The sequence below is a fragment of the Pseudomonas sp. G(2018) genome, assembly GCF_005502415.1.
Lineage (GTDB): Bacteria > Pseudomonadota > Gammaproteobacteria > Pseudomonadales > Pseudomonadaceae > Aquipseudomonas.
This window is the reverse complement of sequence record NZ_SCOO01000011.1, coordinates 76,851-91,193: the sequence shown is the minus strand read 5'-3', so window position 1 is coordinate 91,193 and position 14,343 is coordinate 76,851. Positions and strand designations below refer to the sequence as shown.

13 protein-coding genes are annotated in these 14,343 nt (G+C 59.7%); 9 read left to right on the top strand and 4 right to left on the bottom strand.

Features of this window, described 5'->3' with window-relative positions:
• Positions 1 to 27 precede the first annotated feature (27 nt).
• Together choX and betC are read right to left on the bottom strand one after the other, a co-directional pair.
• Positions 28 to 948, bottom strand: coding sequence for a choline ABC transporter substrate-binding protein (gene choX / locus FFS64_RS13825; protein ID WP_137805846.1), 921 nt, complete (start codon positions 946 to 948; stop codon positions 28 to 30).
• Between the two features lie 16 nt (positions 949 to 964).
• Complete coding sequence (gene betC / locus FFS64_RS13820; protein WP_137805845.1) at positions 965 to 2,479, bottom strand: choline-sulfatase; 1,515 nt, start codon at positions 2,477 to 2,479, stop codon at positions 965 to 967.
• Between the two features lie 114 nt (positions 2,480 to 2,593).
• On the opposite strand from betC, the gene FFS64_RS13815 reads away from it, so the two are divergent.
• A complete protein-coding gene (locus tag FFS64_RS13815) occupies positions 2,594 to 3,544 on the top strand; it encodes a LysR family transcriptional regulator (protein WP_137805844.1) in 951 nt (316 codons plus the stop codon).
• On the opposite strand, the gene FFS64_RS13810 is transcribed toward FFS64_RS13815, so the two are convergent.
• On the bottom strand, positions 3,541 to 4,203 hold the full coding sequence (locus FFS64_RS13810; RefSeq protein ID WP_137805843.1) for an NAD(P)-dependent oxidoreductase: 663 nt from the start codon (positions 4,201 to 4,203) through the stop codon (positions 3,541 to 3,543). The two genes, FFS64_RS13815 and FFS64_RS13810, sit on opposite strands and share 4 nt — an antisense overlap.
• An 82-nt stretch (positions 4,204 to 4,285) precedes the next feature.
• On the opposite strand from FFS64_RS13810, the gene FFS64_RS13805 reads away from it, so the two are divergent.
• A complete protein-coding gene (locus tag FFS64_RS13805; RefSeq protein ID WP_137805842.1) occupies positions 4,286 to 4,612 on the top strand; it encodes a DOPA 4,5-dioxygenase family protein in 327 nt (108 codons plus the stop codon).
• A gap of 17 nt (positions 4,613 to 4,629) precedes the next feature.
• On the opposite strand, the gene FFS64_RS13800 is transcribed toward FFS64_RS13805, so the two are convergent.
• Positions 4,630 to 5,031 (bottom strand): GFA family protein, encoded by a 402-nt coding sequence (locus FFS64_RS13800; RefSeq protein WP_137805841.1) that lies wholly within the window; start codon positions 5,029 to 5,031, stop codon positions 4,630 to 4,632.
• Between the two features lie 418 nt (positions 5,032 to 5,449).
• Here FFS64_RS13800 and FFS64_RS13795 point away from each other — a divergent pair, with 418 nt between their 5' ends.
• The 7 genes from FFS64_RS13795 (at position 5,450) to FFS64_RS13760 (ending at position 14,343) form a co-directional block, all read left to right on the top strand.
• Positions 5,450 to 6,757: a CitMHS family transporter gene (locus tag FFS64_RS13795; protein WP_056854231.1), complete on the top strand. Its 1,308-nt coding sequence runs from the start codon at positions 5,450 to 5,452 to the stop codon at positions 6,755 to 6,757.
• Positions 6,758 to 6,842: 85 nt separating this feature from the next.
• On the top strand, positions 6,843 to 7,610 hold the full coding sequence (locus FFS64_RS13790) for a TerC family protein (protein WP_095194499.1): 768 nt from the start codon (positions 6,843 to 6,845) through the stop codon (positions 7,608 to 7,610).
• A gap of 296 nt (positions 7,611 to 7,906) precedes the next feature.
• Positions 7,907 to 9,565 carry a Na/Pi cotransporter family protein gene (locus FFS64_RS13780; RefSeq protein ID WP_137805840.1) on the top strand — a complete coding sequence of 553 codons (1,659 nt, stop codon included), beginning with the start codon at positions 7,907 to 7,909 and terminating at the stop codon, positions 9,563 to 9,565.
• A 174-nt stretch (positions 9,566 to 9,739) separates the two neighbouring features.
• Positions 9,740 to 11,116, top strand: coding sequence for a pitrilysin family protein (locus FFS64_RS13775; protein ID WP_137805839.1), 1,377 nt, complete (start codon positions 9,740 to 9,742; stop codon positions 11,114 to 11,116).
• Positions 11,117 to 11,310: 194 nt separating this feature from the next.
• Positions 11,311 to 12,339, top strand: coding sequence for a DUF5924 family protein (locus FFS64_RS13770; protein ID WP_095194496.1), 1,029 nt, complete (start codon positions 11,311 to 11,313; stop codon positions 12,337 to 12,339).
• Positions 12,340 to 12,394: 55 nt separating this feature from the next.
• Positions 12,395 to 13,543: an ABC transporter permease gene (locus FFS64_RS13765; protein ID WP_137805838.1), complete on the top strand. Its 1,149-nt coding sequence runs from the start codon at positions 12,395 to 12,397 to the stop codon at positions 13,541 to 13,543.
• Positions 13,540 to 14,343 carry an ABC transporter ATP-binding protein gene (locus tag FFS64_RS13760; RefSeq protein ID WP_137805837.1) on the top strand — a complete coding sequence of 268 codons (804 nt, stop codon included), beginning with the start codon at positions 13,540 to 13,542 and terminating at the stop codon, positions 14,341 to 14,343. The genes FFS64_RS13765 and FFS64_RS13760 overlap by 4 nt, the downstream gene beginning before the upstream one ends.

The following is a 14,343-nucleotide window of genomic DNA, read 5'->3' as shown; positions in this document are numbered from 1 at the left end:
GGAGCGGGCTTGCTCGCTCCCACAGGTTTAGAGCTTGGCTTTCACTGCCGGTAATGCATCCTTGCCATCCACGGTTTTTACGCCATCGAGCCATTTATCCAGTACCGCCGGGTTGGCCTTGATCCACGCCTTGGCTGCATCGGCATTGCTGACTTTCTTGTTTACCACCTCGGCCATGATGCTGTTCTCCATCTCCTGAGTGAAACTCAGGTTGGTCAGCAGCTTGCCGACGTTCGGGCAGGCCTGTGCATAACCTTTGCGGGTCAGGGTGTGGACGGTGCCGGTGTCGCCGAAGTATTTCTCGCCGCCCTTGAGGTAATGCATTTTCAACTGCACGTTCATCGGGTGCGGAGTCCAGCCCAGGAACGTTACGAATTTCTGCTTCTTCACGGCGCGGGACACTTCGGCCAGCATCGCCTGCTCACTGGATTCGACCAGTTTCCATTGCCCCATGTCGAAATCGTTTTTCTTGATGATCTCTTGAAGGGAAATGTTCGCTGGCGCACCGGAACCGATGCCGTAGATTTTCCTGTCGAACTTGTCCGCGTATTTGTTCAGGTCGGCGAAGGTATGCACGCCCGCGTCCCAGACGTAGTCCGGAACCGCGAGGGTGAATTCGGTGCCGTCGAGGTTTTTCGCCAGTTGCGTGACATCGCCGGTGGCGACGAACTTGTCGTAGAAGCCCTGTTGCGCCGGCATCCAGTTACCCAGGAACACGTCGACCTGGCCGTCCTTGAGCCCGCCAAACGTGATCGGTACCGCAAGGGTGTCGACCTTGGCCTTGTAGCCCATGCCGTCCAGCAGAAAACCGGTGATGGCGTTGGTCGCGGCGATGTCGCTCCAGCCAGGGTCGGCCATCTTCACTGTCTCGCAACTCTGATCGGCATAGGCCGATGCGCTGCCCAGAGCCAGAAGCCCGACCGTCAGTACTGTGGATAACCTTTGCATGGACTTCCCCTTAACATTATTGGTTTTGGCAGGGTTGTGGATAACGTGCTTTACGCTCCAGATCATCAAGGTCGATATGGTTGCGCATGTATTGCTGACTGGCGTCCACCAGCGGCTGGTGATCCCAGCTCTTCAGCTTGCCGATGGTCAGGGCGTCGGCGACGAAACGCCGGCGGCGCTGGCTCGCGAGCACCTGTTGGTGGATCGCCGGAATATTCCACTTAGCCCGCGCTTCGGCGAGAAAATCGTCGAACAGCTGGCGATATTGCGGTGATTGGCTGAGTTCTTCCAACTCATGTGGATCGTTGTGCACATCGAAGAGTAGGCAAGGGTCGTCTTCGCTGTAGATGAACTTGTAGTTGCCCCGGCGAATCATCATCAATGGGCTGATGGTGCCTTCGGCCATGTATTCGCCGAACACTTCGTCGTGACCGCCCTGCCCTTGCAGATGCGGGACCAGCGACCGACCATCCAGCGGCAAGCCCGGCTCCAGTGACCCGCCCGCCAGTTCAACGAAGGTGGGCAGCAGGTCGGCGGTGGACACCGACGCGCTGACCCGGCCCGCCCCGAATTGCCCCGGCGCACTTATCAACAGCGGTACCCGTGCAGCCATTTCGTACCAGTGCATCTTGTACCAGAGGCCACGCTCGCCCAGCATGTCGCCATGGTCGCCAGAGAAGACGATGATGGTGTCGTCGATCAGCCCAGTATCTTCGAGCGTTTGCAGGAGTTTGCCGACGTTGCTGTCGATATAGCTGCAGGCTCCGAAATAGGCGCGGCGTGCGTCGCGGATCTTATCCACAGGCAGCGGCTTGTCCCACAGGTCATAAACCTTGAGCAACCGCTGGGAATGCGGATCGAGATCGTGTGGGTCCGGCGTTGTCGGCAATGGGATGTCGGCGTCGTCGTATAGATCCCAGAAGGCCTTTGGAATGGTGTAAGGATCGTGTGGATGGGTCATCGAAACCGTCAGGCAGAACGGTTGATCGCCATCCTCGCGAATGTGATCGAACAGATACTGCTGGGCCTTGAATACAACCTCTTCGTCGAAATCCAGTTGATTGGTACGCACGCAGGGTCCCGCTTGCAGCACCGACGACATGTTGTGGTACCAGGTCGGCCGCACATCCGGTTCATCCCAATTCACCGCCCAACCGTAGTCGGCCGGGTAAATGTCGCTGGTCAGGCGTTCTTCATAGCCGTGCAACTGGTCCGGGCCGCAGAAATGCATCTTGCCCGACAGCGCGGTGCGGTAGCCGAGACGACGCAGGTAGTGGGCATAAGTGGGGACATCGGCAGGGAAATCTGCCGCGTTATCGTAAGCACCGATCTTGCTCGGCAGTTGACCGCTGACCAGGGTAAAACGCGATGGCGCGCACAACGGGCTGTTGCAATACGCGGAATCGAACACCACGCCTTCGGCGGCGAGGCGGCTCAAATTAGGCAGTTTGATTGGCGAAGGGCCGTAGAACGGCAACATTGGCGCGGCCATTTGATCGGCCATGATGAAAAGAATGTTCTTGCGCTTCATGTGATCGCGGCATTCCATAGTGGATGTTTATGCGAGAGTGCTGTGATCGAGCATGAAACCCATACACTTTGTGGTAAAGCCCCTGCGTGGCAATGACTAGGATAAGCACAGCTTATGTATGACGCCCTTGGTGATTTGTCTCTGGATTTGCTCCGCGCCTTCGAGGCGGCGGCACGACAACGCAGCTTCACCGCTGCGGCCGTTGAGCTTGGCACCACGCAACCGGCCATCAGCCAGCAAATCAAGCGCTTGGAGGAGCGACTGGCAACACGGCTGTTCGATCGCATTTATCGCGGCATCGAATTGACCGAGGTCGGGATGATACTTTTCGAGCAAGTTCAGCTGGGTTTGCAGCAAATCGATGCTGGATTGAGTGCGATCAGCGCACAGCAACAGCATGAGGTGCTGCAAGTCGCCACCGATTTCGCCTTCGCCGCCTATTGGCTGATGCCGCGTTTGCATCGTTTTCACGCCGCCAATCCGCAGGTGGATGTCAGCCTGGTGACCAGTGAGCGTAGTCACAACATGTTGCGCACCGATATCGATGTGGCGGTGTTATTCGGCGATGGTCGCTTCAAGCAGGGAGAAAGCCATTGGCTGTTCAGCGAAGAAGTGTTTCCGGTCTGTAGCCCGCAACTGTTAAATGAGCGTCCCCTGCCCTTGCCTGCCCAGGGATTGCTGGAGTTTCCGCTGTTGCACTTGCGCGGTGAGCACAGCAGCAACTGGTTTGACTGGAGCGGCGTGTTTCGCGAATTGGGGATCACCTCGACTCCCGCACCAGGGCAATTGCGCTTCGACAATTACACTTTGCTGATTCAGGCAGCGATTGGTGGTCAGGGCGTAGCCATTGGTTGGCGCCACCTTGTGGATAACTTGTTGTCGCAGGGATTGTTGTGTCGGCCGATTGCCGAGACAGTGATATCGCGGTTGGGATACTACGTAGTACTGCCGCAGCGTAAACGGCGCGGCGCGCTGATCCAGCAGTTTGTCGACTGGTTGATGACCGAGCAGGCCAGCAGTGCGCAATCACTCAATGGCCTGGCGCTGCCGTCTATCGCGGTTTAACTGTCAGCCGCGACGAAACTGACGTGTTCACCAATGTGCAGGTTCAGATGCAGTTCATCGGCGATGCCCGTTGCCGTCCGGACCAGGCGCCCCAGCGGTTCAGCCAGCCCTGGTTCCAGCGAGCTGCTGACATGGCTGAAATGTTCGATGGTCAATCCGGGTACTCCACGCGGAGCATTCACCAACGTCCACTTCAAGGAACTGCTTTGCAGGGCCTCGCGGATTTCCTCGGCGGCGTGACGCTGCAGTGGATCGAAGGTCTCGGGATCGTCCAGGACCTCGAAGTCCCCCACCAGAAACAACCTTGCGATACCCGCCGCCTGCATGCCATCGATCAACGCGTCCGCCGCCAGTACTTGCTCGACCTGCCCCGGAACGATGTTTTTTTCCACGTGTTCACTGTTGAACGGCAACCCGGGTGCGTCCAGTAGACAGATGACCGCCGAACTGCCCGCTACGCTTTGTTTCACCCGTTCAGCCTCGAACAAATCACCGGTTTTGGTGCGCAAACCCGGACGTGGCGCGAGCGCTGTCAGGTCATCGAGGATGGCAATCACTTCGTGCTGACGCCGAAGCAATTCAGCCATCAGCGCACTGCCCAGGCTACTCATGGCACCATAAAGCACCACTTTCACGACCGGGGTTTCGGCATTCTTCATGGCTGCGCTCCCTGTTATTGACCTATATGGCATGTGACCTGTGGCAAACACCGACGGTTCGAACCGATTCAGAGGGCTTCAGATGCCAACGATCAAGGGCTATCACGCCCATGTGTATTTCGACGCCAGCACCGTCGATCAAGCGCGGGTCTTGTGCGAGCAGGCGGCGCAACTGTTCCCGCTGAAAATGGGTCGCGTGCACGAACGCCCCGTCGGCCCGCACCCGGACTGGAGCTGTCAGCTGGCCTTCGGTCCGGAGTTGATCGGCGACGTGCTGCCGTGGCTGGCGCTCAACCGCAAGGGGCTGGTGGTGTTCCTGCACCCGGATACCGGTGACGATCTGCGGGACCACACCGAGTACGCGATCTGGATGGGCGCGATTCGCCCGCTGGACCTGTCTATTTTTTGATCAGGCTTAATTTAAGTTTATAGGGTTTCTTCCGGTTCGCCGGGCAAATGCTCGTCCAGGTGCAGCCATGGCAAGCGGCTGTCAGTCCAGATGTGCCGCTCGGCAGGAGCCTGCTCGGGATGATCAAGGGTGGCGATGGTCACATCGATAGTCTTGGGGCTGAGGTGGGTGACCAGTGCCAGTTGCGCCCCGCAGTGGCCGCAGAAGTAGCGCGCGCAGGTCGCTGAAGAGTCGTACCGCGCCGGTGTTCCGGCCAGCCATTGAAAGGCCGACGCGGGCACGGTGATCCAAGTGGTCACGATGCCGCCGCTGACCCGTCGGCATATCGAGCAATGGCAATGGGCGATGTCGTGCAGCGGTCCGCTGAATTGATAGCGCAGCTGCCCGCAGTGACAGCCGCCTGTATGAATGTCGACCATATCGCTTCCCCCTGATGTGTATTCACTGACGCCTTCGCGGGCAAGCCCGCTTCCACACGGGTCTTGTGTCCGACGCATATCCAATGTGGGAGCGGGCTTGCTCGCGAAGGACGCGACTCGGTTTGCCTCCCTGCCCGGTCCGACGACCGGTTGCACTTCCGGTCAACGCTTTCATGGCCGAAAGCTGGCTGAAAGCTTGCGCGATTAGGATCGCCCTCACTGCCGGCAACAGACCGGTTGGCCAATGCGAGTGTTCGATTACTCGCCAGGTCCATTTAACAACAACAATGGTGATTCTGATGTCCTCTGTAACCCGCCTCCTCGTTGTCACTCCGCCCGTACGTCTCGTGCTTCCCGTTCTGCGCTGACCCGACCCGGTCCGCCCATTCCCTAGCCGCGCCACGCCTGGAGTATTCCCATGCTGACTTTCCTTGGCTTCGCCATGGTCATCACCTTCATGTTCCTGATCATGACCAAGCGCCTGTCCGCGCTGATCGCCCTGATCATCATCCCGATCGTCTTCGCCCTGTTCGGTGGTTTCGGCCCGAAAATCGGCCCGATGATGCTTGAAGGCATCACCAAGCTCGCGCCGACCGGCGTGATGCTGATGTTTGCCATTCTGTACTTTGCCCTGATGATCGACTCCGGCCTGTTCGACCCGGCCGTGCGCAAGATCCTCAAGATGGTCAAGGGTGACCCTCTGAAAGTATCGGTCGGTACCGCCGTACTGGCGCTTGTCGTTTCCCTCGATGGTGACGGCGCGACCACTTACATGATCTGCGTGGCCGCCATGCTGCCGCTTTACAGCCGCATCGGCATGAGCCCGCGGATCATGGCCGGTCTGATCATCCTCGCCGGTGGCGTGATGAACATGACCCCATGGGGTGGCCCGACCGCCCGTGCGGCCAGTGCGCTGCATGTGGACCCGTCGGCCATCTTCGTCCCAATGATTCCGGCGATGGCTGCCGGTGTCGTGGCTATCCTGGCCATCGCTTATTTCTACGGCAAACGTGAGCGTGCGCGCCTCGGCGAACTGCACCTGGTCGGCGATGAAATCGATCACAGCGAAATCAGCGTTTCCCAGTTCCCGGATGCCCGTCGTCCGAAGCTGATCTGGTTCAACGGCGCCCTGACCCTGGGCCTGATGTGCACCCTGATCGCTGGCCTGCTGCCGCTGCCGGTGCTATTCATGGTGGCTTTCAGTATCGCGATGATCGTCAACTATCCGTGCCTGCAGCAGCAGAAGGATCGCGTCGCGGCGCACGCCGGCAGCGTGCTGGCAGTGGTCGGGCTGATCTTTGCCGCCGGCATCTTCACCGGTATCCTGTCGGGCACCGGTATGGTCGATGCCATGTCGAAAAGCCTGCTGTCGGTGATCCCTGATTTCCTCGGCCCGTATTTGGCCGTGATCACGGCGCTGGTGAGCATGCCGTTCACCTTCTTCATGTCGAACGATGCATTTTATTACGGCGTGTTACCGGTACTTGCCGAAGCCGCCAGTCACTACGGTATAACCGCGGTGGAAATGGCACGTGCCTCGATCGTCGGTCAGCCCGTCCACTTGCTGAGCCCGCTGGTACCATCGACTTACCTGTTGGTGGCCCTGGCCGGGATCGATTTTGGTGATCACCAGCGCTTCACCCTGAAGTGGGCAGTGCTGGTGTGTATGTGCATACTGGTCGCCGCGTTGCTGATGGGGATTTTTCCGCTGTTCAGCACTCTATAAGCCCAAGACTCACCATTGAGGGTCCAGGCTTCGCTGTTTGAAGCCCGGACCCTTTGTGGTTTAACACTCGCTCAAAGGAATACACATGGAATGGCTGACCAACCCTGAAATCTGGGTTGCCTTCTTCACCCTGACCGCCCTGGAAATCGTCCTGGGCATCGATAACATCATCATGATTTCGATCCTGGTCAGCCGCATGCCCAAGCACATGCAGGCGCGCACCCGGATTTTCGGCCTGGCGCTGGCCATGATCACGCGGATTCTGTTGCTGCTGTCGATCACCTGGGTCATGCGTCTCACCGCCGACCTGTTCGAAGTGTTCGGCCAGGGCATTTCCGGGCGAGACCTGATCCTGTTCTTCGGTGGTCTGTTCCTGCTGTGGAAGAGCTCGCAGGAGATGTACCACGCGCTGGAAGGCGAAGATGAAACGCATGATGAGCCGAGCGTCAAGGGCGGTAGCTTCCTGTACACCATCATCCAGATCGCGATCATCGACATCGTGTTCTCCCTGGATTCGGTGATCACCGCCGTGGGTATGGTTTCCCATGTACCGGTCATGGTCGCTGCGATCGTCGTCGCCGTACTGGTGATGATGCTGGCCGCCGGTACCATCAGTGCGTTCATCGACAAGCACCCGTCGCTGAAAATGCTGGCGCTGGCGTTCCTGTTGCTGGTCGGCACCGTGTTGATTGCCGAGTCCTTCGAAGTGCACTTGCCAAAAGGCTACGTCTACTTCGCCATGGCGTTCTCGCTGGCAGTGGAAGCGATCAACATCAAGATGCGCACCGCGATCGCCAAAAAGAAGAAGCAGCAGGATCCGGTGAAACTGCGCAAGGACATTCCGGGGCAGTAATTCCGGTACCTTGTTAGAACGCAAGACCTGTGGGAGCGGGCTTGCTCGCGAAGGCGGAGTGTCAGTCGACATCAATGTTGTCTGATACGACGCTTTCGCGAGCAAGCCCGCTCCCACATCGTTTTGTGGTGGCTGATCAGGCTCGTTTCATGACAGTTTTGTTTCAATCGCTTCATTAGCTATGCGATGCTGGCGCCCAGACCGTTAGCCAACTACAGCTTAAGTACAGAACGTAGAACATCGCGCGGCACCGTCAACTTGCTCCTTTGGGGCGCTACCACCACAGGGGGCCCTGCATGCTCACCCTGCTCAATTTGCTTTCTGCCGTGGCCTTGCTGATCTGGGGCACGCACATCGTCCGAACCGGCATCCTGCGGGTCTACGGTTCCAACCTGCGCCACGTGATCGGCCAGAACATGTCCAAACGCTGGCTGGCATTCATCTCCGGGATCGTGGTGACCGCCATGGTCCAGAGCAGCAACGCCACGGCAATGCTGGTCACGTCATTTGTTGGCCAGGGCCTGATGGGGCTTACGCCCGCACTGGCGACCATGCTTGGGGCCGATGTCGGTACGGCATTGATGGCGCGGGTGCTGACCTTCGATTTGTCATGGCTGTCGCCGCTGCTGATTTTTGTCGGGGTGATCTTCTTTCTCTCGCGTAAACAGACCCGACTGGGCCAGATGGGCCGCGTCAGTATTGGCCTGGGATTGATCATTCTGGCGCTGCAACTGATCGTCGAAGCCGCCGCGCCGATCACCCACGCCCAAGGGGTGAAGGTTATTTTTGCCTCGCTGACCGGCGATATCCTGCTCGACGCCCTGGTCGGCGCGCTGTTCGCGATGATTTCCTACTCCAGCCTGGCGGCGGTGTTGCTGACCGCGACCCTGGCCGGTGCCAACGTGATCAGTCTGCCGGTGGCCCTCGGCCTGGTGATCGGCGCCAACATCGGCAGTGGCATCCTCGCGTTCCTCAGCACCAGCATGCAGAACGCAGCGGGTCGTCAGGTGGCGTTGGGCAGCCTGTTGTACAAGCTGATCGGCCTGTTGCTGATCATTCCGGTACTCGACCCGCTGGTGCATTGGATCGACAGCCTGGATTTCAGCCCTCAGGAAATGGTCATCGGCTTTCACCTGCTCTACAACACGGCGCGCTGCCTGATTCTGCTGCCCAGCGTTGGGCCGATGGCCAGGTTTTGCGCGTGGGTGCTGCCGGAGCGCCCGCAACTCAATGGCACCGCCAAACCCCGGCACCTTGATCCGACCGCGTTGGTCACGCCCAGTCTCGCTTTGGCCAACGCCGCCCGGGAAACCCTGCGCATGGGTGACCTGATCGATAACATGCTCGAAGCCATGCAGGACGTGCTGCACGGCAAGCAAACTGCCGTCACTCAGGAAATGCGACGCCTGACGGATGATGTGGAATCCCTCTACAGCGCCATCAAGCTGTACTTGGCGCAAATGCCCCGCGAGGACCTCAGCGACCAGGACAGTCGGCGCTGGGCGGAAATCATCGAGCTGGCGATCAACCTGAAACTGGCCAGTGACCTGATCGAGCGCATGCTGCGCAAGGTCCAGCAACAGAAAACCGCGCAGCGACGGTCGTTTTCAGAGGTTGGCCTGGAGGAGTTGACGGGGTTGCACAGTCAGCTGATTTCCAACCTGCGTCTGGGCTTGTCGGTGTTCCTCAGCGCCGATAAGGAAAGTGCCCGCCAATTGCTGCGGGAGAAACGTCGCTTTCGTGCACAGGAACGCCGCCTGGCCCACGCTCATGTCAGCCGATTGCAACGTAAGATCGTGCAAAGTATCGAGACCAGCTCCCTGCACCTGGAGCTGATCGCCGATATGAAACGTCTGAACTCGCTGTTTTGCAGCAGTGCCTATGTGGTGTTGGAAACCTCCGAAACCGGCGCACTGGCGGCCGACGATCTGGCGGATATCACGCATTCGCCTTGAACGTCTGCCAGAGTGGTCAGTCAGTAACATTGATTCGGCTGGAAGGTCATTCGCGAGCATGCTCGCTCCCACAGTTGATTTGCAGGGTTCACAAAACCATGTGGGAGCGAGCCTGCTCGCGAAGACGGCCTGACTGACGACATGGATCTCCAATCAGCCGTATGGAAGCTCGTTATGCGTTGCCTGTTGTTCGCCTGTTTGTTGCTGGGTTCATTACCGTCGCTAGCCCTGGATCGCTTCCAGGTCGAGGGCTACACCCTGCGTAACGGCCTGCAATTGCTGCTCAAGCCCGGCACCGAACGCGGGCATGTGGCGATTCGCCTGGTGGTTGGCGTGGGTATCGATGATTTCGGTTGCGCCGAGAAAGAGTTGCCGCACTTGCTTGAACACTTGCTGTTCAGCGGCATCGACGCCAGCGGCGAAGGCGGCCTGGAAGAGCGCATGCAAGCGCTGGGGGGCGAATGGAACGCCTTCACCAGCAATGCCGACACCACCTTCGTGATCGAAGCCCCGGCCAAAAACCAGCGCAAGATTCTCGACCTGCTGCTGGCGCTGCTGACCCAGACCCGTTTCGACGACAACGCCATCAACGCCGCCAAGCAAGTGGTCGAGCGCGAAGACGGCGGCCATTACACGCATTTGCAGCGTTGGCTGGATCGTCAGGATCTGGGGCATACCGCCAGCAAGCAACTGGCCGTCGAGCTGGGCCTCAAGTGCCCTGAACGTGCGGAAGTCGATCAACTGACTCGCGAACAACTGGAGAAGGTGCGCAAGGATTGGTACGCGCCCAACAATATGACGTTGATCGTGGTCGGTGATCTTGACCGCTTGCTGCCGGCTTATCTGGAGCGAGCGTATGGTGTGCTCAAGTCTGTCGAACCGACGGGCCACCCGCCGCTGCCGCAAATCCAGGCCAGTGCCGCCCATGAACGCAACCTGACCCGTGGCTTTGTCGGCGGTGGGGCCAAGCTGCATTGGCTGGTACCGGAACCGGTATTGGAGGATCAGCACGACCAAACCTTCGACCTGCTCAAGGATTATCTGGACTGGGCGCTGTATCGTCAGTTGCGTCTGGCGCACGGTTTGTCCTACGGTCCGTGGGCCGAGCGTGAGGTGTTCGGCGGTGTGGGCTTCATGAGCCTCAATGCCGATCTGGAGCGCGATGATGTAGTCGAAGCGCAAAAGGTGCTGGAGGAAATGAAGGCCGGGTTGCTCGAGGACGGCCTGAATGCCGAGACCTTCAACCGCCTCAAACAGGCCGCCATCGCCCGCCAGGCCTGGGCCGTGCAAGGCAACAGCGCGCTGGCCGATTACTACTGGAGCGCCCTCGGGGACTACGAGGATGGCCGTTTCGCCAATCCGGCCAAGGAACTGCAAGCGGTGACTCTGGCGGAAGCCAACAAGGCGATGCGCGAATTGCTCATGCAACCGGGGTATGTCCGGATTGAAAAGCCGTTGCTCAGTGACGATCAGTTGTTGTGGGTGATGGCCGGAATACTGGGGTTGATCGTGTTCAGTCTGGCGGCCTGGCGCTTTCATCGCAGGCCGTAACAGAAACCTTGTGGGAGCGAACCTGCTCGCGAAGGCGGCATAGCAGGCGATATCAATGCGGGATCTGCCGACCTCTTCGCGAGCAGGCTCGCTCCCACAAGTTTCGCACGTCAACCGGCCATGGCCCCTCGCCACACCGCCCCGCCAGCGGTACCCTGTCGAGGATTTTTCCTACGACGACTGTGAACCGCCGAATGCCGACCCTGACCCTTTTCGTACAGCGCATCCTCGAACTGATGAAGCGCTATCCCGGGGTCATTGCGCTCGGTGGCTTTATCTCCGGGGTCGGCAGCTTCATCCTGGTGGATCGGCAACAGGGGCTGGCGAGCTGGATCACCACCATCATGCTGATCAGCTGGGTCTGGCTGATGCTGGAAAACAGCCTGACCAAGCTGTTCACCAAAATCTTCAAGCGGGAAATTCCCCAGCCCCTGCTGCGTTATGCAACGCAGATGATCCATCAGGAAAGCCTGTTCTTCGTCCTGCCGTTCTTTTTCATCACCACCACCTGGAACAGCGGCCAACTGTTTTTCACCGGGCTGTTGGGTATCGCGGCATTGATCTCCATCGTCGACCCGCTCTACTACAAGTGGCTGGCGCCGCGGCGCTGGGCGTTCCTGGCGTTGCATACGCTGACCCTGTTCGCCGCCCTGCTCACCGCGTTACCGGTGATCATGCACCTGACCACCTCACAAAGTTTCAAATGGGCGCTGGGCATCGCGGTGCTGTTGTCATTCCCGAGCCTCGCTTCGATCTTCCCGATCCGCACCGTGCGCAACGCCGTGGCGATCCTGAGTATCACCGTGGGCATCGGTGGCGTGGGCTGGGTGCTGCGTTCGTGGGTACCGCCGGCGACGCTGTGGATGACCGAAGTGGCCATCAGCACGCAAATGCAGGACCGCACACCCGGCAAGAGCCTGGAAGAAGTCAGCGCCGAGCAGATCCGTGGCGACGGGTTGTATGCCTATACCGCGATCAATGCTCCGCGCGGCCTCGACGAGCGGATTTATCATGTCTGGCAGTTCAACGGCAAAGAGGTCGATCGCATCGCGCTGGATATTCACGGTGGCCGCAAGGAAGGCTATCGCGCCTGGACCCACAAGCAGAACTTCCCCGGCAACCCGGCGGGCAAATGGCAGGTCCGGGTGCTGACCGAAGACGGTCAGTTGATCGGGGTGCTGCGCTTCAAGATCACCGACAGCACACCGATCAAAGAAAAGTAGGACAGTTCGTGCTATTACGTAGGTCTGCGTAAATAGCCGAAAAAGCACGGAGCTTATGACCAGCAGCACAGTGGCCGGCAATGCCCAACTGGACACCTCGCACTCCCCGGCCCGGATCCGGGTGACGGGGGACTGGACGCTCGCCCATTACGCCGACCTCAAGCACTTGAGCGAAAAGCTCGAAGGCCAGTACGACGACAGCACCCATATCGACCTCAATGGCCTCGGCGCCCTAGACACGGCGGGTGCCTCGTTGCTGGTGGAGCTGCTGGGCTCCGAACGGCTGGGGCGATCCGCCGAACACCCCGATTGCACCCTTTCGGCCGCCGACCGCGCGTTGCTGCAAACGGTCTATCGCTCCCTGACCGATTTCTGTGTGCCGATCAAAGAGCCGGAAATCAGTGTCGGCATTCAACTTCTGACCCGTATTGGCCGCGCGGTGGACACCGTCTGGCAGGACACCCTGCAACTGCTGGGTTTCGTCGGCCTGATTCTGGAAACCATCCTTCGCGGCCTGTTTCGCCCGAAACGCTGGCGCATCACCCCGATGGTCGCGCACATCGAGCAGACCGGCCTGGACGCCGCCCCCATCGTCGCCCTGCTGACCTTTCTGGTGGGTGCCGTGGTGGCGTTTCTCGGGGCGACGGTGTTGGCCAGTTTCGGTGCGACGGTGTTCACCGTGGACCTGGTGGCGTTTTCCTTCCTGCGCGAATTCGGCGTGTTGCTGACTGCCATCCTGATGGCTGGGCGTACCGCCAGTGCGTTCACCGCGCAGATCGGTTCGATGAAGGCCAACGAAGAAATCGACGCCATCCGCACCCTGGGTCTCGACCCGATGGAATTGCTGGTGGTGCCGCGCGTTCTGGCCCTGCTGATCGCACTGCCGATGCTGACCTTTCTGGCGATGCTGTCGGGGATCGTTGGCGGCGGTGTGGTCTGTGCGATTTCGCTGGATATTTCGCCGGCGATGTTTCTGTCGCTGCTGCAATCGGACATCGGCGTACAGCACTTTCTGGTGGGGATCGTCAAAGCGCCGATCTTTGCCTTCCTGATCGCCGCGATTGGTTGCCTGGAAGGTTTCAAGGTCAGCGGCAGCGCCGAGTCCGTCGGTGCGCACACCACCTCCAGCGTGGTGCAGTCGATTTTCGTGGTGATCGTGCTCGATGCCGTGGCCGCGCTGTTTTTCATGGAGATGAGCTGGTGAGCCGTGTACCCCGAGCGCCTTCAGAGGCGGTGATCGAAGTCCGTGGCCTGTGCAATCGCTTCGGCCGCCAGAGCGTGCATGAGAACCTCGACCTGGATTTGTACAAGGGCGAGATCCTGGCCGTGGTCGGTGGCTCCGGCAGTGGCAAATCGGTGCTGTTGCGCAGCATCGTCGGCTTGCGCCAGCCCAGCGAGGGGGTGGTGAAAGTGTTCGGTAAAAACCTGCCGACGCTGTCCGAACATGAGCGGTCCCTGGTCGAACGGCGCTTCGGTGTGCTGTTTCAGAAAGGCGCTCTGTTCTCTTCATTGACGGTGACCGAGAACGTCGCCCTGCCCTTGATCGAGCATGCCGGGCTGAGCCGTGACGACGCCGAACACCTGGCCGCGGTCAAGATGGCCCTCGCCGGGTTGCCGCTGTCGGCGGCGGACAAATACCCCGCCTCCCTGTCCGGCGGCATGATCAAGCGTGCGGCGCTGGCGCGGGCATTGGCACTGGACCCGGACATCCTGTTTCTCGACGAACCCACCGCCGGCCTCGATCCGATTGGTGCCGCCGCGTTCGATCAATTGATCCTGACCCTGCGTGACGCCCTGGGCCTTAGCGTTTTTCTGGTGACCCACGACCTCGACACGCTCTACACCATCACCGATCGCGTGGCGGTGCTGGCGCAGAAGAAAGTGCTGGTGGCCGATGCCATCGACGTGGTCTCGGAAACCGACGACGCCTGGATTCACGAATACTTCCACGGCCCTCGCGGCCGCGCGGCGCTGACGGCCGCTCAACAGCTCAACGAGGTCTGA

Bases quoted from the DNA above. Each gene is read 5' to 3' on its own strand.
- choX (WP_137805846.1), bottom strand. From the start codon at position 948: ATGCAAAGGTTATCCACAGTACTGACGGTCGGGCTTCTGGCTCTGGGC.
- betC (WP_137805845.1), bottom strand. From the start codon at position 2,479: ATGAAGCGCAAGAACATTCTTTTCATCATGGCCGATCAAATGGCCGCG.
- FFS64_RS13815 (WP_137805844.1), top strand. From the start codon at position 2,594: ATGTATGACGCCCTTGGTGATTTGTCTCTGGATTTGCTCCGCGCCTTC.
- FFS64_RS13810 (WP_137805843.1), bottom strand. From the start codon at position 4,203: ATGAAGAATGCCGAAACCCCGGTCGTGAAAGTGGTGCTTTATGGTGCC.
- FFS64_RS13805 (WP_137805842.1), top strand. From the start codon at position 4,286: ATGCCAACGATCAAGGGCTATCACGCCCATGTGTATTTCGACGCCAGC.
- FFS64_RS13800 (WP_137805841.1), bottom strand. From the start codon at position 5,031: ATGGTCGACATTCATACAGGCGGCTGTCACTGCGGGCAGCTGCGCTAT.
- FFS64_RS13795 (WP_056854231.1), top strand. From the start codon at position 5,450: ATGCTGACTTTCCTTGGCTTCGCCATGGTCATCACCTTCATGTTCCTG.
- FFS64_RS13790 (WP_095194499.1), top strand. From the start codon at position 6,843: ATGGAATGGCTGACCAACCCTGAAATCTGGGTTGCCTTCTTCACCCTG.
- FFS64_RS13780 (WP_137805840.1), top strand. From the start codon at position 7,907: ATGCTCACCCTGCTCAATTTGCTTTCTGCCGTGGCCTTGCTGATCTGG.
- FFS64_RS13775 (WP_137805839.1), top strand. From the start codon at position 9,740: ATGCGTTGCCTGTTGTTCGCCTGTTTGTTGCTGGGTTCATTACCGTCG.
- FFS64_RS13770 (WP_095194496.1), top strand. From the start codon at position 11,311: ATGCCGACCCTGACCCTTTTCGTACAGCGCATCCTCGAACTGATGAAG.
- FFS64_RS13765 (WP_137805838.1), top strand. From the start codon at position 12,395: ATGACCAGCAGCACAGTGGCCGGCAATGCCCAACTGGACACCTCGCAC.